Raw genomic sequence first — 25,347 nt, forward strand, 5'->3', positions numbered from 1 at the left:
AAATTTCGGAAATGTAAATAAGTAAACAAGTTTTTTGCTGATAAAACTCTTTATGACTTTATGAACAAGGTATCATATTAAGCCGGCAAACAATGACACATACTTCCGATAAACATGTCACGGACGAAGAACTGGAGCTTGTCACACGTGGCAAGGCGGACGGCATATACATGAAAGCTCCGAACGGCAGTCCGACTTCCCTGAATGAGAGGCAGTGGGTCCAAGTGCGCACCAGAGCATTCAAGAACTGGTTTGGAGACTGGGAAAATGTACCGGAGGCAGCTTCAAGGATTCCCGATGACAAATATGGCAATGAACAATGGACGGAAGAAGGATACGTGTATGACCTGTATGTAAATTCAAGAAACCCTTTTGACCCGAAAGACGGGCAGGCCGTAAAAAAAATCCTGCAGTCATTGGGCAGCGAGATACCTGTCCTGTCTTTTTATGGAGGAAAAGGAGGTACGGTATCCCCGGAGAAAGCGCTGGAGCTGGCATCAAGCAAAAGAAACTGCTGGATGCTGACGGAAACCCCGGAGTTTTTGTCCAAAGTCAGGGAGGCGGGCTATGACGGGCTTGTCGGTTACGACGAGGGAGTGAAATACATAGCCGTGATGTCTCCCGGACAGTTGAAGGACGCTTATGAAAACACGGGCGCGTTTTCCACATCAAATGACGACATCCGCTTCCGTCAGGTCTATCACGGCAGTCCGGCCTCCCTCGGGCATTTCGACCATGCCTTTACCGGAACCGGTGAAGGGGCGCAGGCCTACGGATGGGGGACATACGTGACGGAAGTGAAAGGAATCGCCCGCAAATATGCGGCCATCGGTATAAAGCGAGGAAACCACATCACCTATGACGGGGAGCCTTTATCCCCGGTGCTTGACAACGAATATTATTTTGATGAGGTATGGAGAATATGGAAACGCCAGATCCTTTCTTCCACCGATGTGGACAGTTTGAAACGGAACATTTCTTCCGTGTATATGGACGGGCGTACCGCAAGCGCATACAGCGGACGGAGAAAGGCATTCGAGCGACAGAAGCAGGAGCTGCTTTCCGACATAGATGCGGGCAGGATACGCATTGAGCCGCCGCGCCACCTCTATACGGTGGAAATCCCGGAAGACAACGGGATGAACTATCTGTACTGGGACAGGCCGGTATCCGCGGAGCAGCAGGGAAAGATATTCCTGCAACTCCGCAAGGAACGTTTCTTCTTTCCGGAAGCCACGGCGGAGTTCTGGAGCGGCAGGTCGCATGTATGGAACAGCGGGAAAGAGTTCTACGGCTTTCTGGACTATATGTTCATGAATCCGGACCGGGATACCGATTCACAGCGGCTTGCCAGCGGGTTTCTTTCGCGGGCGGGTTTTACCGGGATTGACTATCCGGCGGAGTGTTCAACCGGCGGCCGGGCTGACGGCGCGCGGAACTATGTCATTTTCAGCGAGGCCGACCTGAAGATAACCGCACATGAACGCTTCCGCTTCATCGGAGAGAAAGGGGCCTCCAGACTTGACCGGTCTGAAGGGGCCTCCCTGCGGCTGGAGAACCTCGCCGTCGCCCGCGAAATGGAAAAGTCCGGCAAGGATGCCGGAACAATAAAGGCGGCGACAGGCTGGGAACGCGGGGCTGACAGCAAGTGGCGTTATGAGACGGCGGATTTCGAATACCATCCGGCCGGAGATCTGGGCTATTCACGACTGCTGGAAAAACAGTCCTGGCATGGGGAGCTTGAAAATCTTCTTGACCGGCAGATAGAGGGCGAAACACTCTCTGAAGCGGAGTGGAAACGTTTTGAGAAACTGACGGAGCTGGCAGCCGGACTGAAGGAACAGGACGCGCTGCGTGAACGGATCTATCTTGATGACTATGTGAAGGACGATGAACTGTTCCAGGCCTATCCTGAAATGAAACGGACCCGGCTGGAATTTGTGGACCTGCCGTCGGCCGACTATTGCGGGGGCTATCTCCATCCGGACAACAGAATCGTGATAAACATCTCCCGGACTGATGATGTGAGGTCTGTCCTGGCCCATGAGATACAGCACGCAATACAGACCATGGAGGGGTTTGCGCGGGGAAGCAATCCCGGGGAGTTTAAAAACACGGTGGAGAATGTGATCCTGGACATCGTGCGGGCCACTGACGGAAGGATTCTGGAGGGCGGCGGTTTCGACAATACCCCCAAAGGCATATTTGCCGCACTTGACCGGAAAGTGCCCTACGGGACAATACTGAGACATTATGACTATCCCCTCAGCCTCGTGGCCGAGAAGTACGGATATGAGAACATCTTTGACCTGGTGAATGACATCGGCCGGTTTAAAAGCGGCATACAGGAATACCGTTCCACTGCAGGGGAGGTGGAAGCGCGCAATGTGGAAAGCAGGCTGGATTTTACTTCCGCCCAAAGACGGAACACGCTTGCCGTTTCCACCGAGGATATCGCCCGGAACGGGCAGATATTCCTTTCAAGGGACGTCCGGATGGACGAGCTCGCACGTCATGTGTCTTTTTTGGCCGGGAAACTGCACATTCCGGTGGAAGTGATCCGTCATGCCGACGAGGTAGGCTCTCCCGACATACGCGGCCTGCTCTCCTGCGGGAAAGACATCCGGGGCTGGTATGACATCCCCTCGCAACGTGTCTGCCTGTATCTTCCGCATGTCCGGGGGAAAGCGGACGTCGAGCGTACCCTGCTGCATGAGGGTGTGGCACATTACGGCCTCAGAAAGCTTGCAGGTCACAAGCATATGGATGCTTTTCTGGATGACATCTTCAACGGATGCGGAGAAAAAGTACGGGATGAGATTCTCCGGATGGCGGCTGCAGACAGGACGGACATACGTGTCGCAACGGAAGAGTATCTGGCCCGGATGGCCGAGGACGGTACGGACCAATCCTTATGGGACAGGATTGTCACCGCCTTCCGGAATCTCCTTCGAAAGCTGGGCTTCTGCCTGGAAATCGGCACAAGGGAACTGAGGGGCATACTCGCCGCCAGCCGGAAAAATCTCATCGGAATTGCGGAACCGACCGTAATACAGACGGCAAGAGGAGACCTTGAACTCTCCTGCGGATACGGGCGGGCGGTTCTCAGGCGGCAAGGGGTCGAAACGGATGTGACCTCCCTTCTGGAACGGATGAGAAAAGCGGGGATCAGCCCCGCCTCTCTCGGGCAGGAGGACTGGAAAGCCGTCTTTAACGGCGGCATCATCCTTCCCGGCGGCAGGAAACTCATGGCCGTAAGGGAACCGGCCGGATACGGGATGAGGATATCCGGTGTGTCACCGGGGAGTACAAGAGAGTCGGGAATGGAAATGTAAAACAGGATACTGAAAAATAAGATATGGACGAGTGCGGTGAAAAAAATGCTATAAGCCTCTCATGGGGAAGGCGGGAAATCCGGATTTCCGGAGAAGGGACCACCCTGTATGTGAATGGTGTCCCCCATGACATGACCATGATGCTGGAGGCTATCCGTGGAGCCGGCGCGAGACCGGAAAGGATATCCCCGGCCAGATGGATCTCCCTGTTGAGGGGACGGCCTACCGTGCTGCCGGGATGTGAAAGCCCCCTGGTCATGGTACGGGTCCCTTCCGGATATACGGTCAGGTGTCTGTTTCCGGCCGGGGAAAAGGAACACTCCTTCCAGGCGGAAATGCAGTAATTGGGCCGGATTACTTATAAAGTATGATATTAGTAAAGTAAATAGTGGTAAAAACTAAAAAAGTACAATGGAACATTACATTTTTTATTGCAAGCTGTCGCTTCTGGCAGTCCTGTCACTGATAACGGCCTGCTGCATGCTGAGCCGGAGATGGTATGTCAACCTGGCCGCATTTCTTGCATGCCTCTCGGGCGAGACCTTTCTGGCCCACCTGTTCTTCCCCGGATACATGCTGTGTCCGGCGGCCGCCTCGTTCATAATCCTCTTCCTTTCCCGGATATGGGACCTGTCCAGAACCCCGGCAAAGGGGAACGGAGCTGATCCCATCCGGCTGCCGGTCAGGTCAGGAATCCGGGAGTCCCGGCTCGAATTCCATTACCACTACTCCAACTTCCTGGTTTACGGAGAGGCCGGTTCCGGAAAGACGAAAAGTATCGGAAAATGGCTTCTGAGCGAATACATGCGGCTGGGATTCGCCGGATTCATCTATGACTTCAAGGATACGGACTATACCCGTACCGCCTACAATCTCATTAAAAGGCACAGGTATCCGCACAAGTTCTACTATGTCAGTTTCGACAGGCCTGAACGGTCGTACCGGTTCAACCCGCTCAAGGTGGTGAGGGACCGCACGGAACTGATCCAGCTGATGGAGGACGTGCTGCTCGCGCTGCTTCCCAAGAAGGAACAGCAGAACGAATGGGTCGCCGGAGGTCTGGGCATCCTCCGCGGCGTGGCGTTCCGGTTCTGGGACGAGTTCCCCGAGCATTGCACACTGCCGCATATACTGGCCTTCATCATGACCGCCTCGGCAAGGCAGCTCTCCCTGTTCCTGCAGCAGAACCTCGTGTCGGAAATGCTGGCCGGCGCCTATCTGAAGGCGGAAGGTTCCGAGAAGACCCAGGCATCCTATCTCTCCACGCTCTGCAACAATCTGGCGACCATATCTCAGAACGAGGAGATCGCCTATGTCCTTTCAGGGGATGACTTTGATTTCAACCTGATCGATCCGGAGACCCCCAAGCTGTTCGCCGTCAGCAACAACTTTTCCAAGAATTCGGTCTATGCCCCGGTCATCAGCATGCTCATGACCATATCCGCCAGGCAGTTCTCCATGCAGAACAGGGTTCCCTTCGTCTATTTCCTTGATGAGATGACCACGGTGAACATCAAGAACTTCGAGACGCTGCCTTCAGTCCTGCGTGAGTATAAGGCGGCATTCATATTGCTGACCCAGTCCGGCGCCAAACTGGAGAACCTGTACGGGAAACTGGACCGTTCTTCCGTAGAAGCCAATTTCGGAAATATGTTCCTGGGAAGGACGAAAGATGTGGAAGCCCTGAAGTATTACCCCTTATTCTTCGGCAAGGAAGAAAAGGAAAGACGCTCACGAAGTTCCGGAAAATCAGGCGCATCGTCCAGCAGCAGCGTGACCGTTTCTTCCCAAAAGGAGGACATCTACCAGGGAAAGGATTTTGCCGATCTAGAACCGGGAGAATTTATCGGCTCCGCCACGCGTGCCAACGTCAGCTACTTCAAGGTAAAGCTGGAGATGTATGACGACAGGAACGAGGAGCCCCTGCCCGATGTTCGGGTCCTTGAGCCGGGAGAGCTGGGCAGGAACTTCGCAAGGATTCTTGAGGAGGTACGGGAGCTGTTCCCGTGTGAATGACAATAACTCCCATCCTTTTCGCATTACTTTTACGTAACATTAAATATTTCACCTTATGAAAACGATATATAAAATTTTCACCTTTACACTCTTTATGAGGGAACGGTCAAGCTTTTACTAATGATCTGCCCTTATTATTTCACTCAGACTCTCATGAATTTTTGTGTTAAAAAATCCTTTTTCCAAGAGCCTGTATAAGACAGATTTCAATTATGTAAAATATGTGACATGTCTACATATTTAATGAAAACAAGCCTCTAAAAAACGTTTGATTCTATTCATATGATTATGAACGAAGACAACAATGTTATCACGATGGATTGTGAATCAGTAGCCGTATTGCTGCAAAAGATACAGAAGGAATCCAGATGGCTCTCCGGTTTTTTGGAAAGTTACCGTCCCCCGTTGGATGGGGAGCGGTATCTGACGGACAAGGAAGTGGCGGAACTGTTGCGCGTCAGCCGCCGGACCTTGCAGGAATACCGCAACAACAGGATATTACCTTTTATCCTGTTGGCAGGAAAGGTGCTTTATCCGGAATCGGGACTGCGCGAAGTATTGGAAGCAAATTATAGAAAGCCACTGAAAGGATGAGATAAGGCGACTGTATGTACAAAGAGGATACGGACAACTCCGGTTGTGGAGCTGTCCGTTTCCTCTTTGTGTTGCCGGCATCGTCAATGTATCTTCAGCAATACCCGTTTGCCTTGTGGATGAGCATCACGTATGCCTGCTGCTTTTCTTTGGCAAGAGCCTTCTCCACCAGCCACCTTCGGAACACGTGCGTGCAGTAGGTGTTCAGCCGAAAAGCAATGGGGATGATGATTTCAAGGGCGTACACATCGGCGTGCAGACCGTTTTCAAGCCGCATGTAACGGCATACCTCGTAGTCGTTCAGCACGTCCGACTTGCGGACGGCTTTGATGGCGGCGTTCACTGCCGGAACGCCTGCACGGAACAGTCCGGCGATTTCGGTGGCGGTCATCCATACCTCGTTACCGGTTACGCTGACCTTCTTGTCCTCTATGATAATTATTCCTCGCTTCATGTTTTTCTGTTTTTAAATGTTACATCCTGAAAATTCTTCAATGGTATTCAACCGTGCGGCAAGACTCTCCATGTCTTGGTTGAGCTTCTCCTTGGTTATCTTCGCATAAATCTGGGTGGTCTTTATACTTTTGTGCCCTAACATGGAACTCACCGTTTCAATGGGTACGCCGTTGGATAGGAACACCGTCGTGGCTGCCGTGTGGCGGCTTTGATGCCACGTGATATGCTTGGTGATGCCGCAACGCTTGGCGACAGCCCGGATTCCATGCAGACAGGTCATATAGTGGGGGACGGGAAATATCCTGCCGTCTTCACACAATCCCCGGTACTTGTCGATAATCCGCTTGGCGATGTCAAGCAGACGGATGTTGGAAACGACACCCGTCTTCTGACGGCTGATGTTGATCCACTCGTGGTCGTCGAAGTAGGTTCGGATATTCTCCTCCGTGAGATTGCGCATGTCAGCGAAGGACAAGCCCGTGAAGGCGCAGAACAGGTAGAGGTCGCGGTAAAGCTCCTGCTTGGCGTTCTTCAATTTCCCGTCCATCAGCAGGCGGATTTCATCTTTCGTCAGGAAACTGCGTGTCGTTTCCTCTTTCTTGATTTCGTACTCCCGGAACGGGTCGTGCGTGAGCCACTCGTTGTTGATGGCGATGAACACCATCGTCCGGAGCGGGCATACGTAAAGCCACACGGTATTGGTACAGCAGTGCTTGTCCGTGCGGAGGAACATCTCGAAGTCGGAGATGAACGCCGGGGTAAGCTCCTTCAGGGCGATGTCCTTCACATGGTAGCGGATGTTGAGGAACTCTTGCAGGTGCTTGTACACGGTCTTGTACTTGGCAAGCGTGCCTTTGGCTTTCATGCCTGCCTCCACCTGCTTCTCGTAGTCCTCGTTGTGCCGGCTGAACACCTGCATCAGCGTGTGGTAGCGGTGTTCCAGTCCGAGAAAGGCGTTCTTTACCTTTTCCGCCGTGACGTAGTTGTCACGCTCCATGATTTCCTGATAGTGCCTGTTGATTCGCACACGCATCTTGTCGAGCAGGCGGTTCGCTTCGAGTGCCGCCGTGCTTCTGCCCGTGACACGCCCGCCTTTGGTGTCCCACAACTTCGGATAGACGGTCAGCTTGCAACTGAACTGTGTCTGGCTTCCGTCCACCGTGATACGACCCATGACGGGCACTGTCCCGTCTTTTTTCACTACCTGCCTTTTGAGGTAAAAGATAACTGAAAATGTACTCTTCATCGTTCTGAACTTTTTTGATTTCAAAATTACTTGGTGAAGAGCCTTTGGCTGGTACGCAAACAAATGCAAAATACTGCAATTTATTTCCGGTTCGGTTTTTCTTGCGTGAGTTGTTAGTAACTCACTATACCATAGCGATTTGCTATGTTTTTCCACATCCCCGTGACACATTACAGGGCATGGTAACAAATGGGTAACGTAGCGAAGTACCAACATGGCCGGAATATGACTTTTACCGTCGTCGAACTTCTGATGATAATCCCTAAAAGCACCTATCTATCAATATCTTTGCCTTACTTTTCCATATATCATTTTTTCTCGCTAACTTTGTTACATCATAGCTATGAAGCAGCAGAAGTCTGTTATTGAGATGGAAGAGTCTCAACTCATCAAGGCTATGCAGGAGCATTGTACAGAACTAACTGAAGATTTAGCAAAGAAATGTATCATTCGCCTTTCTTTGGATAAACGGGAAAACTACCTCACTCCGCCAGTAGGATTAGCGGGCAAGGATATCTTCCCTTGGTCATACAATAGGGAATTAAGTTATCTGCGTCGCCCAGTGATTCGTTATCAATATGATGATGGCACAGTTATGTGCATGTTTGGGTTCCGCTCCTGTATTCAAGCCGGCATTCAGCTATCTGACTTGCTTTATTCTGGTCGCTTACGTTATGTGGGAAGGAAGATAGAAACCTTGCTTGGAAAATTTGAGGCTATAAAAGGGGCTGCGTTCAATGACGAGGTACGCTCTTTTTTGGCAAAGATACCAATAATGCGAGTATGGGAACATGATGTCACTATCAAATCTGGAGGTTATTTTGCGGCAGATAAAGATTATGGTGATATTGATGTGATGGCTTATGATACATCACGTGATATACTCTACTTGATAGAATGTAAGAATACCAATCCAGCCAAGAATATTAAGGAAATGAAAACCGAGATGGATGAATATCTTGGTCGTGGTGATAATCCCGAGAGAGACAAGAAGAGAGCTCTTGTTCTTAAACATTTGCGTCGTCATCGCTGGGTAACGGAGCATATTAATGAAGTTGCGAAACACATTGGTGTAGCAGTTACACCCCGAGTAAAGTCAATGATGCTGACAGCTACAGTAATACCAACATCCTATCTCAAAAGAGAGAAAATACCAATGTCAATTCTGAATTACCCTGAATTAAAGATAAAGGGCGTGAATTTACTAGATTCGTGCAAAGAACCAGATTTAAGCGTACTTGATATATGAGACTTTTAGAGGTGCTGACGCATCACGCCTTCTAATTTTTACCTACTCCTAAAGGTAGTATGGAGCAATCGCTGACGGTTTATCATCTCTGCAATCTGTTCAGTTCGCATTCCCCTATTCTGGCTTGCCAAACAGTAGAGTATAGCCTCTTCAATCTTCATATTACCAATAATTTAAAGTGTGCAAATTTTGCACAAGTTGTTACAAAAGTACGGAAAAATACGGCAACGGAGGCTCTCTGAAAAAGAATCATATCTGAAAACTTTCTCTTTTGACTGCAAAAGAATACGAAATCCCGACTAACAAGCCTGACAAAATTTCATATATGAACTTTTATACATATTTTCGTCCCCCCAAAGAAACAAAATTATGGAAACATCAAAAACATACAATAGAACAATTAATTTATTAGATAAGTACACAAAGTTTATCAAGTCTATTAACACCGAGGATATTGGTAACAATCTTACACTAGATAAATTAATAGAACTAAAATCAATACTGTCCGATATTAATAACATAATGACATTAATATCGACTCGTTCTATTGCAACAAAGTTATCAGATATATTATCATTTAAAAATGAAGATAGAGAACGGATATTTAATGATATTGATAAACAAAAGCCAAACACAAATGGATTCGACATAAGAATTGACTCTCCTGTAAAAATATTAGTAGAAGTCAAATGCAATTCTCTAATCCGCAACAAAAAATTTGGTGCTGCACAAATCAATGCAATTCTTGAAGATGCTAGAAAATTACGGTTAGAATCATCTCGACATATAAAGGCAAGTAAAAGTATTCAAGACACAAAAGATTATATTAAGATAATTGCTATTGTCAATTTTGGCAATAGGTCTGACGAAGATTTAACGTCTCAACTACTGAGAGAAACCAAGTGTAAAGAATCCACTAATTCTGCAAGAAAAGAACGAATGAAAGTGAAAAAGTTTTTAAGACCATTATATTCACTATCGCAAATACATGAAATAACAGATCTAGAAAATGTTTATCTAATAATTTTACATATAAATGATTTAAAAAATGAGTTAGAGCGAATACGATGTGAGTACAGTTTATCACTCAAGTAAAAATACAACATAGCTTTACTTTATCCCTGTATTCATATATACGTGCATTAAAGGGAAATAAGGTAGTATTACAAACCATAAACATCTATCATATTTAATTAGTAAGGCGTTCATTTTGAGCGCCTTTTCTTTTTGCCATCATACCATATAATAATGGTTTCTAATGGTTTTTCATTCATTTTTTGTGTCGATTTTGTACCGCATGGGCTGATTTGGGTATTTTGCGATTTGCAAGGTGGTATAAGAATGAGACGTCTTGATACACAATGAGACATAATGAGACATTTTAAACGAACTAAAAAGAGAAATTAGAATGAGAAATTTAATTAGAATTCAGAAGAAATGTGAGTGGTGCGGTAAAGAATTTACTGCCTACAAATGCTCTACGAGGTTTTGTTGCAAGCAATGCAATGATCATGCATACAAAGCAAAAAAAAGGGAATTAAAAGTTCAATCTGTTAATGAGAATTTAGCTTCTAAAAATGAACCTGAGATAATAAGGATTCAAGAAAAAGAATTCTTATCTCCTACTGAAACGGCTCAATTATTAGGAATGAGTAGAGCTACTTTATACCGTTATTTATTAAATGGTTTTATTCCTGCAGTACAATTCAAAGGTAAGACAAAAATAAGGAGATCCAGCCTAGAAAAAATTTTTGACACTCCTAAACAGTACCAAAAACATACAAAGTCACCTCGTTCTCCTATTACTGATTTTTATACTACCGCTGAAGTTGCAAGTAAATATGGAGTAAACGAATCGTGGATATTTAAAGTAGGGAAAGAACAAAATATACCCAAAGTTTTCAAGAGAGGAAAAACATACTGGAGTGCCAAGCATTTTGATAAATATTTTGCATCTAAAGCACCGGACTCCAACATTACGGAATGGTATTCTGTAGAAGATCTAACGGAAAAGTTTGGCATGACAACAAGTGCTATATATTCTTTTGTTTCCCGATTTGCTATTCCAAAGAAAAAAATCAAGCGACAGGTATTCTATTCCAAAAAGCATGTAGATATCGCCAAAGGTCTTGCCAAGGCTGAACCTGAATATTATACGACAGCCGAAGCTATGGAAAAATACAATCTCACACGTGACCAATTGTATCACTATGTAAAATGGCATCATATCAGTAAAGTGCAGGAAGGAAAATATATCAAGATATCACGCAAAGAGCTCGATGATCTGCTTGCTCCACCTTCGATTTAATGTTATTTACTGGTTATCCTGTGGTTAACTTTAAAATAACCACATCACCAGGAATACACTTGTTTATTTTGCTATCACCACAATAAGAATTAAACCTGAATATAAATTTTAATACATTATATTTTATGAGACAACAAACATGTACTACTGTAACATTAAGACAACGCCCTATAAGAAACGGACGAATCTCTCTTTACTTGGACTACTACCCTGCTGTACGTAATCCTAAAACAATGAAACTGAGCAGACGTGAATATTTAGGATTTTACATTTATGCAACCCCCAAGAATGCAATTGAGCTAGATTACAATAATGAAATCCTAGCTAAAGCCGAACTTATCAGATGCCGTCGACAAGAGGCTGTAATCAATGAAGAATTTGGATTTATGGACAGACACAAAATGAGAGCCGATTTTATGGCATATTTCAAAGAAGTATGCCGTAAAAAAGATCATAAATGGCATATCGTTTATCTGCACTTTGAGAAATTTGTCAATGGCAAATGTATGTTTGGAGAAATCACTGTTGACCTATGTAACCGCTTCCGAGACTATCTTCTCCATGCAAGGCAACTAAAACATACAGATAAAATGGTTTCCCGTAATTCAGCTGCCAGTTATTTCTCATTATTCCGAGGAGTTTTGAAACTTGCATATAGAGATAAATATTTACGTGAAAATCCCAATGATTTTCTTGAAAAGATAGAGAGTAGGGATATTCATAAAGAGTTTTTAACACAAGATGAATTAAAGACTCTGGCTTCAACTCCATGCGATATACCTGTATTAAGAAATGCATCCCTTTTCTCATGTCTTACCGGATTACGCATCAGTGATATATTGAATCTTAAGTGGGAAAACTTATGCACAGCTCCCGATCTGGGACATTGTATTCGTCTTCGTACGCAAAAGACACAGACAGAAGCCCTACTACCTATCAGTTATGAAGCATACGCACTTTGTGGAGAACCGGGCACAGGTAAAGTGTTTAAAGAACTGCGACGTTGCATGACTGGATATCCTCTTAAAGCATGGATAAAAAAAGCAGGTATTCAAAAACATATAACATTCCACTGCTTGAGTCACAGTAAACTCTTTTATTTATTGAATATCAGCGAGTTGAGTATTTTAAAGAATGTGACTGCTAACGATTTAGAAACGAGCTATATTCTTTTTCTTTCACAACTTTGCAATATACAAAGAACGCTTTGATTTCGAGTGCAAAGTTAAATCTAATTTCTGAAAAACAACATTTTATGCTGTGATTTTACAAAATATTAAGATTAGTCTTTGCAAAGGTAAAAGAGTAGTTACCAACAGTAATTTTCATGTAACGTCATTTTAAGAGTATGGCAAAAAGAACATATTCATAAACGCATATATGTATCTTGCCATATTGGGAAATCAATTGCTTAGTTCCATTTTTGCAGATTATATTTCTATTTTGTCTAAATTACGACGGAATACAGCAGATATTTAAGTGATTTGGATGGATTATCACGATAAAATATTATTTTTGTAGCGTAAACTCTTCAATATTTAGACTTACTGACATAGGGCTGTCATAGAAGACGCTATCTTTGTATCAAAAAGTATTAAACTTAATATTATAGAATATGAAAAGATTATTTTTATGCTCATCATTTGCTGATGTTGCTAATCTATTTGTCGATTGTGCCAAAGAAGATTTGCAAGGGAAAATTATAGCTTTTATACCAACTGCAAGCCTTACAGAACCAATACGATTCTATGTAAAAAAGGGGAAAAAGGCTTTAGAAGAAGCAGGAATGATTGTTGAAGAAGTCGAGATTACCCAACTGCCCAAAGAGGAAATATCTTCTATATTACATAAATGCGATTATATCTACATAACAGGTGGAAATACATTTTTCCTTTTGCAAGAGTTAAAAAGAAAAGGTGTTGATAAAATTATATCTAAACAAGTGAAATTGGGTAAACTGTATATTGGGGAATCTGCCGGAGCAATAATAGCCTCTCCCGATGCAGAATATATGAGAAGTGTGAATTTTGATCCAATAGAAAAGGCTCCTGAATTGAAAGACTGTACTTCTTTAGATTTGGTCGATTTTTATACGATTCCCCATTATGGAAATTTTCCATTCAAGAAAAAAGGTGAAAAGATAGTTCAACTATATAATGAGAAGTTGCAGCTTATTCCTATAAGTAATAAACAAGCTGTTATTATTGAAGATTCAAATATTCAAATTAAAGATGCAAAATGAATAGAATAGACCGTATTTCTGCTATATTGATTCAGTTACAATCGCACTCGTTAGTGAAAGCACAGCAAATTTCAGAACGTTTTGTAGCATAGACGAGATGCCAAGAAAGCATATCAAAGCAGAATGCAGCAACAAGAACGGTTGGCAATTCGTTACCTCAAAATCGGACAATCCTCCCAATGTCCTTATTATAAAGGGATAAAGATTATATTCCAAAATTACACTAAATAAATGAGAGGGGAATGTATTAAGTTTATTTCCCTCTCATTTAGTTTAGTTAGTTTCCAGAAACTTTATTTTGAGCTTTTCATAGCACGTATTATGCGATTTGATTCTTGCAAAAGCTTATTGGCTATACTATCTTTATAAGTAGCCATTTCAACCATTTCATGATGATGGCGAATAGAATCCTCGTAGGCAGCAACACAATTTCTTACATCATCTATAACTTTCTCATCTCGGCAAACAGAAAAATGCTTTTCGATGTATCGAACATTTGGGTCGTCAGATGGAAGAACCATCTTCAATGCCCGATATTTCAAGTCTGCTACCTCCCAAGCTTGATACTCTCGCCATTGGGCTAGGTTGCCCCAAATGGAGATGACAAGAGATAGAGCCAAGCCTCCAATGAAAAGAAGAACATACTTTGAAGTTGGCTCGAAGCGATGAGTCACTACTTTCTTCAGAGGTGCGTTATCCATTGCGTGAAGTTTGTCCTGCACATTTTTTGATGTGGCATTCAGCTCTTGTTTCACCTGATTAATGGTATCAAACAAGAGTTTGCTTCGCTGTTCATCTTTGCTTGCTTCTTTCTTGGTAAGGTCGGTAAAGATACAGATAGCCTCTCTTAATCTTACCAATTTGTCAATAGCTTCCCCTTCTTTTACAGCCATAGCAAGAATAGCTTTTTCAAGTTTGCTTGTATCAACACTTACAGAGACTGGAGTGCTTTCCGCCTCTGTATTCTTTGGTGAGGCAGAAAGTTCATCGACTTTCTGCTCCAATCTCTCAACTGTGCCGTAGATGGCTTCCAATAGTTCTTCTTTCATATTTCTTTTGTTGTTTGAATGGTTTGTAACTTGCATCAAAGGCTAAAGCCTCTTCTGCGTTTCTTCTTTTTCTTCTTGACTGATTCATCCTCTGGGAATGTCTCAAAGGTCTGAGCATTGGCTGGAGCAAAAAGTCCAATGGAAGAAATATCGTCCCAAGGGTCCTGGCTGCTCTCCGATATGGATGGCTCCTGCTCATTCTTGCAACAGCCCTGCTCATATTGCTGAGCAGAGTTGGCACTTGCTGATAAAAGGTTCTCCGTTCCCTCTAATCTCGCATTCAGTTTGCCAAAGCTATAGTCTCGGCTAATCTGCGTACCCTTGAAGCTATATCCATCCTTGCAGAAACGGATGCCTTGAACCTTGGTTCGCTCCTTATCCTTATAGACAAACTCTAAGTGAACACCTCGTTTTGCAAGTTCACTTTTGAACTCGTCCCAGCTATCTGCCATTCTCAATGCGCTCTTTACAGCATTGTGAATTTCATATTTGGCTCGCTCAGCATTGCGTAACTTGCGAGTATTAGTATTGCTCTTGTCCGTTCCGTAGGTAAATCCATACTTGGATTTAAGAGCCTTGGTCACTTGCTCATTACGCCTATAATCATTCCTGTCTGATATGAGCTTGCCCTCGTTATTGATGCGGTTATACACGATATGACAATGTGGATTGTCGGTGTTGTGATGCCTTACGATGATGAATTGAGTATCTTTTATCCCCATCATCTGCATGTATTCAAGGGCTATCTTAGCCATGAATTCATCCGTCAAACGTGGCTTGTCCTCGGGCTTGAAGCTCAAAGCTATGTGCCCCACAGGCTTCTTAATCCTTGGATTTAGCTGTCTTTGCAGCTCAAAACTTTGTACTATCTCGGCATTCGTGCCGAGTAACACTCCATCGGATGCAAGGATTTTCGCCTCGTCCTTGTCTGTCACGTAGCGGACGCAACCACCAAAGGATGCACCTTTCTTTAGCTTGCCTATCATGTGGTATCCTCCTTTCTGCCCATACTGCTTGGCTTCGGTTTATAACTTGCTTGGCGATACTCGCCAAGGATTTCTTTTAATCTTCTCAACAAGTCCACCACATATACATGGGTTTCATGGAAACCTCTCTGATGCGACAGCTTGGTAAGTTGGTTGAGGTTGTTCGCCATGCCAATGAGGTTCTTGGCGATGGCTATCGTCTCTGCGTTGTGTCCGCTGACCACCTTGCCGTTCAAGGCGGACTCACGGATGTACTCCGCCAACTTGCGGTTGGCTTTTCTCGCCCTCAGTCTCAAAGCCTCGTAGCTTGGCTTCGAGAACTTCACCGTGACAGACTTCGACAGCTTGCGAACCCTGCCTGTGGGCGGTCTTCCGCCCTTTCTTTTGTCTTGTTCATGTATGCTTGTCATTCGATATACTGTTTACAGTTGGTACACTCACTTTCTGCGACCGTCGGGAGCAAAATTCCTCCGCCCTCATGGTGGAGCGAGGCGTTTTGGGATTCCCAAAACATAACCTCGCTCCCTCTCAGAACACGTTAGTTGGAACTACAGCCTTTCAGCTATCCACGTCCAAGGTCACAGACCTTAATTCTCACAATTTGCGCCAAGCCTCGAAGTCCTCTTCATAAAGGCTTAGGTGGTGGCGCACGATGTTCTCGATGATGCCCGATACGCTCATGCGTCTCCCTCCGAGGATGCGGACGACACGATCAAGACGGTCTCGTACATCGGAACTGACGAAGACTGGCTTGCGGTCGTCAATCCTTGGAACCTGGAGGAAGGTCTGCTGATACTCCTCCAGTGTTGCCTTGCGCTGCTTGCCACTGATGCGCTTCTGCGGATTCGGTGGCGATTGAGCCTCGTTCGTTGATGTTTCCTCTCTATAGGGAGTTGTTGCAGCAACTTTCTCTACAATTGCTCTCAACTCTGGGTTCTCTACATCATCATAATCATCATAGAGAGAATTACAACTACTTGGATTGGCTTTGTTGCCATACGTAGATGGTTTAACAAAATCCAAATACTCTTTTTCCATCAGCTCCTTTTGCTCAGGAGCCAAGACTACATCTTTTGTTCTTGCCATAGCTTATGCTGTTTTATTTGTTAGTATAGTGGTCACGGTTTGCACCATTGACCGATTGTCGGGTGCAAAGTAAGTGTACTGAGTGCAGCCATGCAACTGATTGGGTGTAACGTGGCAATTTAGTTGTGGCTTGCTTATTTGCATACCGAGATAGTTGTGAGAACTTCAACGTATTTCTCAACTCATCATTGTTCATGCATTCGTTGCAGCCGTGCAAGTTTTTCTTGTTGTTTTTGGCGTTGAAGTCGGCAAACCCCGGCAACATACTGCCACAGAAATTGAAAGCGCTTGTTTTTAGATTGCCGTGCCTTATCTTTGCACTCACAAGCGTGGAGCACAGCATATGCGTGGAGCTTTGCGACATATAACATAGTATTAACTTAGAAAAAAGAAAAGTATGGGATTCATCGTATTCGAGGAAGAGGCATTCAACTATCTTGATGCCCAGTTGGAGAACTTCGTGAAGCGCATGGACAGAATCCGTGAGCGCAGTGAGGACAAGACCATGAACAAGTGGCTCGACACGCAGGACGTGTGTCAGACGCTCAACATCTGCCCACGGACAGTGCAGACGCTTCGGGACAACGGAACTTTGGCTTATACGCAAATCAGCCACAAGACCTACTACAAGCCGGAGGACGTGATGGCTATCGTAGCTGTAGTGGAGGACAGGAAAAAGGACATGCGCTTTCGCAAGCGCACAGGTTAGGCTGTCAATATACAACAGCCACTTAATCCAATGCAGCAAGTAAACCGAGTAACGTAAGTATCAACAATAAAACGAGACAACTATGAGCAATGAAGTAATGACAAGAAACAGCGAGTGGAAGAACCACATCGTGAACCACCTCAACCGAATGGTTGACAATTTTGAACGTGCCGTGATGAACTACCGCCCCATGCTTGGCGGTGAGCGCTTCATGACGGACAAGGAGCTTTGTGCCAGGCTGCAACTGAGCCGAAGAACCCTGCAGGACTACCGAAACAACGGTGTCATCCCGTATATCCAGCTTGGCGGAAAGATACTCTACCGCGAGTCCGACATTCAGAAGATTCTGATGGCTAACTATCGTGAGGCGTACAGAATGAAAGGTGTGTAGGAGAATGTCCTTGATGAGTGTGTGAAATGAACAAGGCGACAACGTATAACTTACCGAGTGTGGCTGTTATAGGTTGTCGCCTCGTTTTATTGGCTATACTGAGTTGTTCGTGTTTGCCGAGTGTTCTCCGTATGGTCTGTATAAAATCTAATACCTGAAAACACTGCGGTGGTTCGCCCAAGTGGCTGGAGGCGCAAAGCCTCCAAGGAACGTTGCTTTATGGCAGGTCTATGCCATTGCATTCTCTGTAAAGATACAGACCAGTTTAGTGCGGCTTGTCTGTCTGCCGATGACGGACTGCATGATGAACTCCCGAAAGGCTCTGCTCTCAATGCTGTCAATACGGAAGGCTACCGCAATGACGAGTTCAAGGCTATACACATCATAGCTGATGCGGTCGTTCTTCCTGACATGACGGCGTACACCCTGCTCTTTCAGAATGCCGTCCTTGAATATAGCCTTGACAGCCTTGCGCACATAGCAGCCGAATACATTATACATGTCGGCAATCTCCTGCAAGGTCATCCATACAGTATAGGTCGGCATGGATACCGTTCCGCTCTCGCTGATAGTTATAACTCCTCTGTTCATTTCCCGTCCTCCTTATTTTTATTCTGGTCAGTTTCTTTTGTTTCTCTGCGCAGCATCAGCTTGTCCATGTCCTTGGATATCTTGTCATCGGTGATGACAGCATAGACCTGGGTGCTTCGCAGGTTGGAATGCCCCATCATCTTGGCGATGCTTTCCATTGATATGCCCGAAGTAACCATGTTTACTCCGAATGTATGTCTTGCAACGTGTGCGGTAAGATTCTCATTTATACCCAAAGCCACACCGAGTGAATGAAATTCAAACCACATGGAATCACGTGAAGAAAGAGGGAAAACAGGTTTGCTATCATCCGCTGTATTGTATAGCGACATTATTTGTTCAGCTATCGGATGCAAGGGAATGAACGCTTCGTTGTTGGTCTTTGCTCTTTTCTCACGAATGTATTTTCTACCGTCTGCCGTCATCCCGATATGGTGTGGATACAGGTTACGTAAATCGACATAAGCCAAACCTGTAAGGCTGGAGAAAACAAACATTCTTCGTGCCAACTCCAAAGCCTTATCTTCCATAGGAGTCTCCATAATGAGCAGCAAGTCATTTCTGGATATATGTCTACGCTTTGGTGAGCCTTTCTTTTCATATCCGACATCTTCCAGTGGATTGAATTTCAGCAGACCTCTGTCAACAGCGATATAAACCAAGCGTTGCAGCCAACAAAGATTATGGTTCGTATTGGATGCACTATACCCTTTGCCAATCAAGAACAACTTATAAGATTTGCCAAATTCCTCAGTCAAATCTTCAAATGTAATGTCATTCATTCCTCGTAACCCGATGAACTCTCGCAAGTTTAGCTGCGATGTCTTAGATTGGCGATAAGAAGATGTTGAGTTAATACGGATGGAGCGCAGCCTAAGGCGTTCACGCTCCTCCTCGCCAGTGGCAAGCAATGTCATCGGGATAGTATTTGCATCAACAATAACATTCTTCAGAATCTCGGCGGTAACGATGCCCTTTTCCTTTGTTGCCTGCTCGTAGGCTTCGTCAATTCTTAGTCTGAACGCTTGCAGTTGTCCGTTCACTCTTGCATTCTTGGCTTCACCTTTTTTCGTGTCCCATTCTTCGGGAGCACAGTAAAGACCTGTTGCTATGGCTGACACTTTGCCGTCAATTGTGATACGGCAAAATATAGATGTGGTTCCGTCTGCCTTTACTCTGCCACGGTTGATATAATAAAACTGCTTGTATGTACTTCTCATTGTTATGTTCCTTTCTTATTTTGTGAAAATATTACAGGACAAACTTGAAGTCTTTGTTGGCTTCGATGAACTTGTCCATATCCTCAAATAGCTTTTTCGGGGTGACACGTGCATAGATTTGCGTGGTCTGAATGTTGCTGTGACCAAGCATTCTGCTGATAGTCTCTATCGGAACACCTTCTTCGAGCGTAACGAGCGATGCGAAACTGTGCCGTCCAACATGATAGACCAAATCCATACTTATGCCAGATATGCCAGATAGTACTCGGAGACTTTTCATGTTACCTCTCAGCACTCGAAATTCCTGTGGCGGTAAAAGAGTAGGTCTTGTCGGGTCTTTGTATTTCTCCAACATGGCAAGCGCCTCTGGCAGTAACTTCACACGTGCAAGCATCTTGTTCTTCTTTCTATGGTATTTCAGCCAAAGGCTGCCCTCCTCATCACGAAAGAGGTTTTCTTCCGTGATGGAAACCGTATCGGCATAAGCCGTGCCTGTATAGCAGGCGAAAAGAAAAAGGTCACGGGTCAAAGCCAACGATTTTCTTCGCTCTGGTATTTCGAGGTCACGAATTTTCAGGAAGTCCTCACGTGTCAATGCCTTTGGTGGATTCTCTTTCTTTTGAGGTAGCTTGAAGTGCATGAAATGATAACGCTCGGAGTGTCCTGCCTTGAAAGCTATTCGGCAGGTCTTCTTCAAGATGGCGAGATAGTGGCGGACTGTATCAAGTGCAAGACCTCTCTCGTCCAAGCAAAAGTCCATGTACTCACGGATAAACTGCTCGTCAAGCTCACCGAATGCCACATCGTCAGTTCCATAACGCTTCTTGACGAACAATCCCAATGTCAGGCGAGTGTACTGGTAGTTTGGCAGCGTGCCTTTCTTGTAGTCGATGCCGATTCTTGACTCAATGTCCGCAATGATGGCGTCAAGCTGCTTCAACAAGGTCATCTGAGTGTCTGCACTGCATTGAAACAGATCCTTTATCGCCTTTGCGTCAAAATCCGTCTTGCGCTCCACAAGTGACTCGTAGGCTGAGTTTATTGCCAGCAACAGCTTGTCAATCTTGGCGTTCACTTCCACAGCCTCCTTGCTCTTGCCGTCAAGTCTGCTCTCACGTGGATTCCATAACTTTGGCGTACATGACAACTTGCAACCGAACTGCGCCATTGTTCGGTTGAGGGTGATGCGTCCCATGATGGGAGCCTTACCGTTCTTGTCCAATCCGCTCTTTTTAAGGTAGAGCAGCACCTTGAATTTTTCAACTTTCATCTGCTTACTTTTTTAGTTTGCAAAAATAATCAATCAGTAAGCATTCTCCGTCATTGAAAGTTGTGCAGAACAGTGCAACAAACACTGGTGACAAACTATTTGTTTTTCACCTCGTTAGCAGTGTTGGTTTCGGTAACTGACCGCTAACGGTTTGGTAACTGAAATAACTCAATAGACTGCTCGGCTTTGCTTTGCAGCCAATTGGCAGAATTATGAAATATTGCTCATTCTCAACCACTTGCAGTTCATTTCTCTCATCTTCATTTTCCGTTGCTTTTGCTTAAATTGTGCACTGCTTTAGGCACACATATGCTACACTACAGATTGCAGCCGGTACAGACATCTTCACAGTGTCAAAAATGCTTACTCATAAGAATGTTGCAACAACACAAATCTATGCTGAATTAGTAAGTGAAAAGAAAAGAGAAACTGTCGATAAGATATCACTAAAGTAATATGCAATAAAATTGCATATCTGAAATAAACATGCAATAGTGATCAAAAGTTTTTATATGTATAGCCGTTGGGAAAATCGGAGTTTTCCAACGGCTTTTTCATTTATGTAACAATACAAAATACGGTTAAAAATGTAAATTTTCTTTGTTCGTTTTTTTATAAGTATGATTGGCGATTTCACGAAGTATGATACTTATATTATATTAAAAACCAGACATTTTGTAATCATTTCCTTTAATTTCTGATACTTCAAAAATATATTTGCATCAAAATCAATAACAAAAAATCATTAATTATGAAAAGATTAAATTTATTCCATTTTGCTGTAATATATGTAACTGCAATATGTTCAATTACCTCAATTCCCAGATATCTGATATTGAAAGGAAACTCTCCACATAGTCTGGACCTTGTATTATACTCACTCTTCACTACCCTACTTTTTATTACAATCATATTTATGATTGAAACAGCTTACTGTAAATATATTGTACCTACAATATGTAATCTTATTGATGTAGTACAAGATCAAAGAAGTAAAAGGATTAACAAAATACAGGGAAATACGAAAAGTAATGGTAGACTATCGATGAAACTATTTCATAAAACCATTGATGATGATAAAGAAAAGACAGATAATTCTATATTGTACTCTCATGAGGAAGAAGTAAGATTGGATAGAGAACGTATCAAAAAAGAAAAAGATGATACAATAAAAGAAGTCATGTCTTATTTTGAAGCTACTTTCAAAAATATACTGACAAGCAATGAAATGAGTGTCATGAAAGAAAATATTATGGCCTTAAACAATAAAACAGAAATAAAGACAGCTGTATTACGTCGTTTGAATGGAGTTACATCAAAAGATTTATACCATTTAGCTAGAAATATCGGGAAACGGTTAGGATGCTCAAACATGCAAATAGCACATTTCATCAAAAAAAGTTTTCAGCTCATGCTTGAAGATACTGAGATACTGACCATTTCAAGCAAACTCACCTGTAATGAAGGCCGGTTTACTATAAAAATTATTCCTATCGGAACACCGCTCGTTGCACAGTCTCTTCCCTTTTCAAAAGATTAATATAGAAAAAACATTACTATCCATTGGTTAACTTATAATCCACCAGTTAACCAATAATACACCATCTTTCTTTGCTGAAAATCAATTTAAAATGATGAAGATGAAATTAAATTTCGAGGAATTACCTCAAGCCACAGCTTTTCTATTGGAGAAGGTGGAAGAACTGACGATTTCTATTAATGAGATGAAGCAGTTATTAAAGAGACAGACAGCAGCAAAGGAAGAAATGATTGGTATTAACGAGGCTTGTGAGATACTCAGCCTTGCTAAGCCAACGGTTTATGCTCTTGTTCAGGCAAATAAAATCCCCTATTATCAACCTGGGAAAATGCTTAAATTCAAACGTACCGAACTTATGGAGTGGATGGAAAAAAGCAGGAAAAAACCGATTGACAAAGAGAGCCTATACAAAGAGATACAAAAAGGAGTAAAACATAAACCAAAATCAGGATGGGAGGAATTTTAGATATGGGAAAAATTGAAATGACAGATGAATACGTAAGAGTTGGTACCACACTCTATAAAATAGTTTTTCAGCCTCTTATTAATGGCACATTTGCCAAGCGTAGAGTTCCTTGGAGTATGGGGACTTTACGTTATGATCATGGGAAAGACTTCATAGCAAGTGTTCCTAAATACGATGGTTTTTGCACTGTTCCAAGTCACGTAGATTATAAGAGGAATATTGGCTCGTTCCTTAATCTGTATGAGCCGATTACCCATATCCCTCAAAAAGGGAAGTTTCCTCATATACAAGAACTTATTCATCATATTTTCGGAGAACATTATGAGTTAGGTATGGATTACTTTCAGCTTCTTTATCTCAATCCTGTACAGAAACTACCAATTCTACTTTTGGTCTCTCAAGAAAGAAACACCGGTAAAAGTACTTTCCTGAATTTTCTGAAAGCAATCTTTCAGGATAATGTCACATTTAACACTAACGAAGACTTTCGTAGCCAGTTCAATGCTGATTGGGCCGGCAAATTACTTATTGGAGTTGACGAAGTGTTGCTTAACCGCAGAGAGGATTCTGAACGATTAAAGAATCTAAGTACAGCAAGTGTATACAAGATTGAAGCAAAGGGTAAAGACCGCTGTGAAGTGCAATTTTTTGGTAAATTCATCATGTGGTTCCAATAATGAAGATACCCCTGTTCTTATAGAACCGGGAGAAACACGTTATTGGGTGCGAAAAATTAATCCTCTCAAAAATGACGATACGAGTTTTCTTCAAAAACTAATCACGGAAATCCCAGCATTCCTTTACTTTCTTCAACACCGTCAACTCACTACGGACAAAGAAAGCAGAATGTGGTTCAGTCCGCAACAGATACATACGCCAGCTCTCGACAGGATTATCAATTGTAGCAGGAATCATACAGAAATAGATCTCGCTGAAATCTGCATAAATATCATGGATACCATGAGCCAGGATAAATTGACTTTCTGTATTAATGACATTCAGCAGTTATTAATGCTTAGTAATATCAAGGTTGAAACCTATCAGATTCGAAACATTTTAAAAAGGAACTGGAGACTTACACCTACTGACAATTCTCTTGCTTATTCAACCTTCATAAAGAACTACCCTCCAGGCCCTCCGTATCGAGAAGAGAAGAAAACCGGCCGCTACTATACCATTACAAAAGAATTTCTTAGAAAGTTCCGATGATTTGATGAAATGATGAATATTGTTGTTAAACAATAGGGAATGAATGATTTATAATTCATCAAATTTTCATCATAATTCCGGAGAAAGACTCAATGCTTCTTTATTTGAGGCATTGGGCCTTTTTTCTTCCCTATTATTTAAATAAATCCTTAATAGTTTTTCCTACGAACAGGACTTCTTTATTAATCGCATTTTTTAGTATTGCCTTTGTTATATTTTGTGCATCAATTTTAAATTGTTTTATTTCTGTATGATTTTCGTACTCAAATTTCACTTCTTTAATCTTAATATCTCCCCATTCTGTTTTTACATAAGCATCCTCAAGAGGATAAACATAACCATCATCTTGCTTGGATTTTTTCGGCAATCCATCTTCCAATTTTCGTATATCTGCAATAACCTTACCTTCAGAATTCCTAATCTTATCCTCCTTAGTAGTTAAAGGGATATGGGTAGCATTAATCCATTTACCACAAACGGGGGAACAGAGCCAATCTAATCGTTGCTTATATGATTGGATATTTAAATCATGCTCTTTAGCCCAATCTTCATCAATAAGAAAAAGTCTATGTCTAACAGAACAGTCAATAGTTAATGTGGTTTCAGCAACAATAGCCCCTCCTTCTTCTGGTTCTCTTAATTCCATTAAATCAATTCCGTAATGCTCACCAAACTTCTTTGCCCCCTCTTGATAACCCTTCTTGGTAACCATAATGCCTTTTACTTCTTCCAAGTCATAAAGGACACCAAAAAAGTCTCTCACTTTACCAATAGATACTGTATGGTTATAATTCTTACATTCTATTGCAATCTTAAATGTAGTATTATCATATTGATACTCCCAGTACACATCTATTTGATGCCTCTGGCCTGACTTTCCTACCAATTTTACATTATGCTTTACATCTATATTTTTTACAGATTGATTTTTCAATATTTCATTATAAATTTCCTGGGTAAATTTTTCATATTCAGCACCTTCATTCATAATTTTCAATTTAAAATTTACTAACACACCGACATTTTCTTTCATATCCTCGTCGGAAGCATATACAAATATATATTATTTATAGAACAATATTGAAGTAATTCGCAATTTTCATTGCAAATACTTTTAGTTTATGGTTCCAATCTTTAAACTGTTTTATTATCTTTGCACATATGAGTAATAACATCCTTATGGAAAAAGATATAAACCGAATAAAAGTTGTTCTTGTGGAAAGAAAACGAACCAATAAATGGTTAGCCCAACAATTAGGGAAAGACCCTGCTACGGTTTCCAAATGGTGTACTAATACATCACAGCCCGGTTTGGAAACTCTATTACAAATTGCAGAAGTCTTAGATGTAGATATTAAAGAGCTTCTTAATTCTTCAAAGTGAT

General features: G+C 43.0%; 24 protein-coding genes and 2 pseudogenes. 16 read left to right on the top strand and 10 right to left on the bottom strand.

Annotated features, from left to right (window positions below; all coding sequences use genetic code 11):
• Positions 1-92 precede the first annotated feature (92 nt).
• From BVU_RS18625 to BVU_RS18640, 4 genes are all read left to right on the top strand, one after another.
• Complete coding sequence (locus tag BVU_RS18625; RefSeq protein WP_012055842.1) at positions 93-3,335, top strand: LPD23 domain-containing protein; 3,243 nt, start codon at positions 93-95, stop codon at positions 3,333-3,335.
• A gap of 23 nt (positions 3,336-3,358) precedes the next feature.
• Complete coding sequence (locus BVU_RS18630; protein WP_012055843.1) at positions 3,359-3,679, top strand: hypothetical protein; 321 nt, start codon at positions 3,359-3,361, stop codon at positions 3,677-3,679.
• A gap of 67 nt (positions 3,680-3,746) precedes the next feature.
• Positions 3,747-5,351, top strand: a complete 1,605-nt coding sequence (locus BVU_RS18635; protein ID WP_012055844.1) for a type IV secretory system conjugative DNA transfer family protein — start codon at positions 3,747-3,749, stop codon at positions 5,349-5,351.
• Positions 5,352-5,636: 285 nt separating this feature from the next.
• A complete protein-coding gene (locus BVU_RS18640) occupies positions 5,637-5,945 on the top strand; it encodes a helix-turn-helix domain-containing protein (protein WP_041174586.1) in 309 nt (102 codons plus the stop codon).
• A 94-nt stretch (positions 5,946-6,039) separates the two neighbouring features.
• Here BVU_RS18640 and BVU_RS18645 read toward each other — a convergent pair whose 3' ends face one another.
• The gene (locus tag BVU_RS18645; protein ID WP_012055846.1) at positions 6,040-6,399 is read right to left on the bottom strand and encodes a hypothetical protein; all 360 of its coding nucleotides are present in this window, start codon (positions 6,397-6,399) and stop codon (positions 6,040-6,042) included.
• A gap of 12 nt (positions 6,400-6,411) precedes the next feature.
• Complete coding sequence (locus BVU_RS18650) at positions 6,412-7,647, bottom strand: site-specific integrase (protein ID WP_041174492.1); 1,236 nt, start codon at positions 7,645-7,647, stop codon at positions 6,412-6,414.
• 343 nt (positions 7,648-7,990) lie between these two features.
• On the opposite strand from BVU_RS18650, the gene BVU_RS18655 reads away from it, so the two are divergent.
• From BVU_RS18655 to BVU_RS18675, 5 genes are all read left to right on the top strand, one after another.
• A complete protein-coding gene (locus BVU_RS18655; protein WP_012055848.1) occupies positions 7,991-8,896 on the top strand; it encodes a hypothetical protein in 906 nt (301 codons plus the stop codon).
• Positions 8,897-9,265: 369 nt separating this feature from the next.
• Positions 9,266-9,991, top strand: coding sequence for a hypothetical protein (locus BVU_RS18660; protein WP_012055849.1), 726 nt, complete (start codon positions 9,266-9,268; stop codon positions 9,989-9,991).
• A gap of 313 nt (positions 9,992-10,304) precedes the next feature.
• A complete protein-coding gene (locus BVU_RS18665; protein ID WP_012055850.1) occupies positions 10,305-11,204 on the top strand; it encodes a helix-turn-helix domain-containing protein in 900 nt (299 codons plus the stop codon).
• Between the two features lie 125 nt (positions 11,205-11,329).
• Positions 11,330-12,415, top strand: coding sequence for a site-specific integrase (locus BVU_RS18670; RefSeq protein ID WP_012055851.1), 1,086 nt, complete (start codon positions 11,330-11,332; stop codon positions 12,413-12,415).
• Positions 12,416-12,819: 404 nt separating this feature from the next.
• The gene (locus BVU_RS18675) at positions 12,820-13,446 is read left to right on the top strand and encodes a Type 1 glutamine amidotransferase-like domain-containing protein (RefSeq protein ID WP_004315354.1); all 627 of its coding nucleotides are present in this window, start codon (positions 12,820-12,822) and stop codon (positions 13,444-13,446) included.
• 293 nt (positions 13,447-13,739) lie between these two features.
• On the opposite strand, the gene BVU_RS18680 is transcribed toward BVU_RS18675, so the two are convergent.
• The 4 genes from BVU_RS18680 to BVU_RS18695 all read right to left on the bottom strand — a co-directional run bounded on the left by BVU_RS18680 (position 13,740) and on the right by BVU_RS18695 (position 16,567).
• On the bottom strand, positions 13,740-14,495 hold the full coding sequence (locus tag BVU_RS18680) for a hypothetical protein (protein ID WP_012055852.1): 756 nt from the start codon (positions 14,493-14,495) through the stop codon (positions 13,740-13,742).
• 35 nt (positions 14,496-14,530) lie between these two features.
• On the bottom strand, positions 14,531-15,481 hold the full coding sequence (locus BVU_RS18685) for a relaxase/mobilization nuclease domain-containing protein (protein ID WP_012055853.1): 951 nt from the start codon (positions 15,479-15,481) through the stop codon (positions 14,531-14,533).
• Positions 15,478-15,891: a plasmid mobilization protein gene (locus BVU_RS18690; RefSeq protein WP_012055854.1), complete on the bottom strand. Its 414-nt coding sequence runs from the start codon at positions 15,889-15,891 to the stop codon at positions 15,478-15,480. The genes BVU_RS18685 and BVU_RS18690 overlap by 4 nt, the downstream gene beginning before the upstream one ends.
• Before the next feature lie 184 nt (positions 15,892-16,075).
• Complete coding sequence (locus BVU_RS18695; RefSeq protein ID WP_012055855.1) at positions 16,076-16,567, bottom strand: DUF3408 domain-containing protein; 492 nt, start codon at positions 16,565-16,567, stop codon at positions 16,076-16,078.
• A gap of 397 nt (positions 16,568-16,964) precedes the next feature.
• On the opposite strand from BVU_RS18695, the gene BVU_RS18705 reads away from it, so the two are divergent.
• Positions 16,965-17,276: a helix-turn-helix domain-containing protein gene (locus tag BVU_RS18705; RefSeq protein ID WP_008628599.1), complete on the top strand. Its 312-nt coding sequence runs from the start codon at positions 16,965-16,967 to the stop codon at positions 17,274-17,276.
• Between the two features lie 82 nt (positions 17,277-17,358).
• Positions 17,359-17,667, top strand: a complete 309-nt coding sequence (locus tag BVU_RS18710; protein WP_012055857.1) for a helix-turn-helix domain-containing protein — start codon at positions 17,359-17,361, stop codon at positions 17,665-17,667.
• A gap of 228 nt (positions 17,668-17,895) precedes the next feature.
• Here BVU_RS18710 and BVU_RS18715 read toward each other — a convergent pair whose 3' ends face one another.
• Genes BVU_RS18715 through BVU_RS18725 form a run of 3 tightly spaced genes read right to left on the bottom strand, consistent with a single transcriptional unit; the run spans position 17,896 to position 20,748 of the window.
• The gene (locus BVU_RS18715; protein ID WP_012055858.1) at positions 17,896-18,258 is read right to left on the bottom strand and encodes a hypothetical protein; all 363 of its coding nucleotides are present in this window, start codon (positions 18,256-18,258) and stop codon (positions 17,896-17,898) included.
• Positions 18,255-19,478 carry a site-specific integrase gene (locus BVU_RS18720; RefSeq protein WP_012055859.1) on the bottom strand — a complete coding sequence of 408 codons (1,224 nt, stop codon included), beginning with the start codon at positions 19,476-19,478 and terminating at the stop codon, positions 18,255-18,257. The genes BVU_RS18715 and BVU_RS18720 overlap by 4 nt, the downstream gene beginning before the upstream one ends.
• 31 nt (positions 19,479-19,509) lie before the next feature.
• Positions 19,510-20,748 (bottom strand): site-specific integrase, encoded by a 1,239-nt coding sequence (locus BVU_RS18725; protein WP_012055860.1) that lies wholly within the window; start codon positions 20,746-20,748, stop codon positions 19,510-19,512.
• Positions 20,749-21,038: 290 nt separating this feature from the next.
• Between BVU_RS18725 and BVU_RS21940 the strand changes: the two are divergent.
• The 4 genes and pseudogenes from BVU_RS21940 to BVU_RS18740 form a co-directional block, all read left to right on the top strand.
• A pseudogene (locus BVU_RS21940) lies at positions 21,039-21,203 on the top strand (tyrosine-type recombinase/integrase); the annotation flags it as partial.
• Between the two features lie 461 nt (positions 21,204-21,664).
• Entirely contained in the window at positions 21,665-22,288 is a 624-nt protein-coding gene (locus BVU_RS18730; RefSeq protein ID WP_237470439.1) for a mobilization protein, read from the top strand.
• A 91-nt stretch (positions 22,289-22,379) separates the two neighbouring features.
• The gene (locus BVU_RS18735; protein WP_012055862.1) at positions 22,380-22,754 is read left to right on the top strand and encodes a helix-turn-helix domain-containing protein; all 375 of its coding nucleotides are present in this window, start codon (positions 22,380-22,382) and stop codon (positions 22,752-22,754) included.
• Positions 22,739-23,963, top strand: a pseudogene (locus tag BVU_RS18740) (primase-helicase family protein). The gene BVU_RS18735 and the pseudogene BVU_RS18740 overlap by 16 nt, the downstream one beginning before the upstream one ends.
• 133 nt (positions 23,964-24,096) lie before the next feature.
• On the opposite strand, the gene BVU_RS18745 reads toward BVU_RS18740, so the two are convergent.
• The gene (locus BVU_RS18745; RefSeq protein WP_012055865.1) at positions 24,097-24,951 is read right to left on the bottom strand and encodes a restriction endonuclease; all 855 of its coding nucleotides are present in this window, start codon (positions 24,949-24,951) and stop codon (positions 24,097-24,099) included.
• A 191-nt stretch (positions 24,952-25,142) separates the two neighbouring features.
• On the opposite strand from BVU_RS18745, the gene BVU_RS18750 reads away from it, so the two are divergent.
• Positions 25,143-25,346, top strand: a complete 204-nt coding sequence (locus BVU_RS18750; protein ID WP_012055866.1) for a helix-turn-helix transcriptional regulator — start codon at positions 25,143-25,145, stop codon at positions 25,344-25,346.
• Position 25,347: the final 1 nt, after the last annotated feature.

This window comes from Phocaeicola vulgatus ATCC 8482 (assembly GCF_000012825.1).
Taxonomy (GTDB): domain Bacteria; phylum Bacteroidota; class Bacteroidia; order Bacteroidales; family Bacteroidaceae; genus Phocaeicola; species Phocaeicola vulgatus.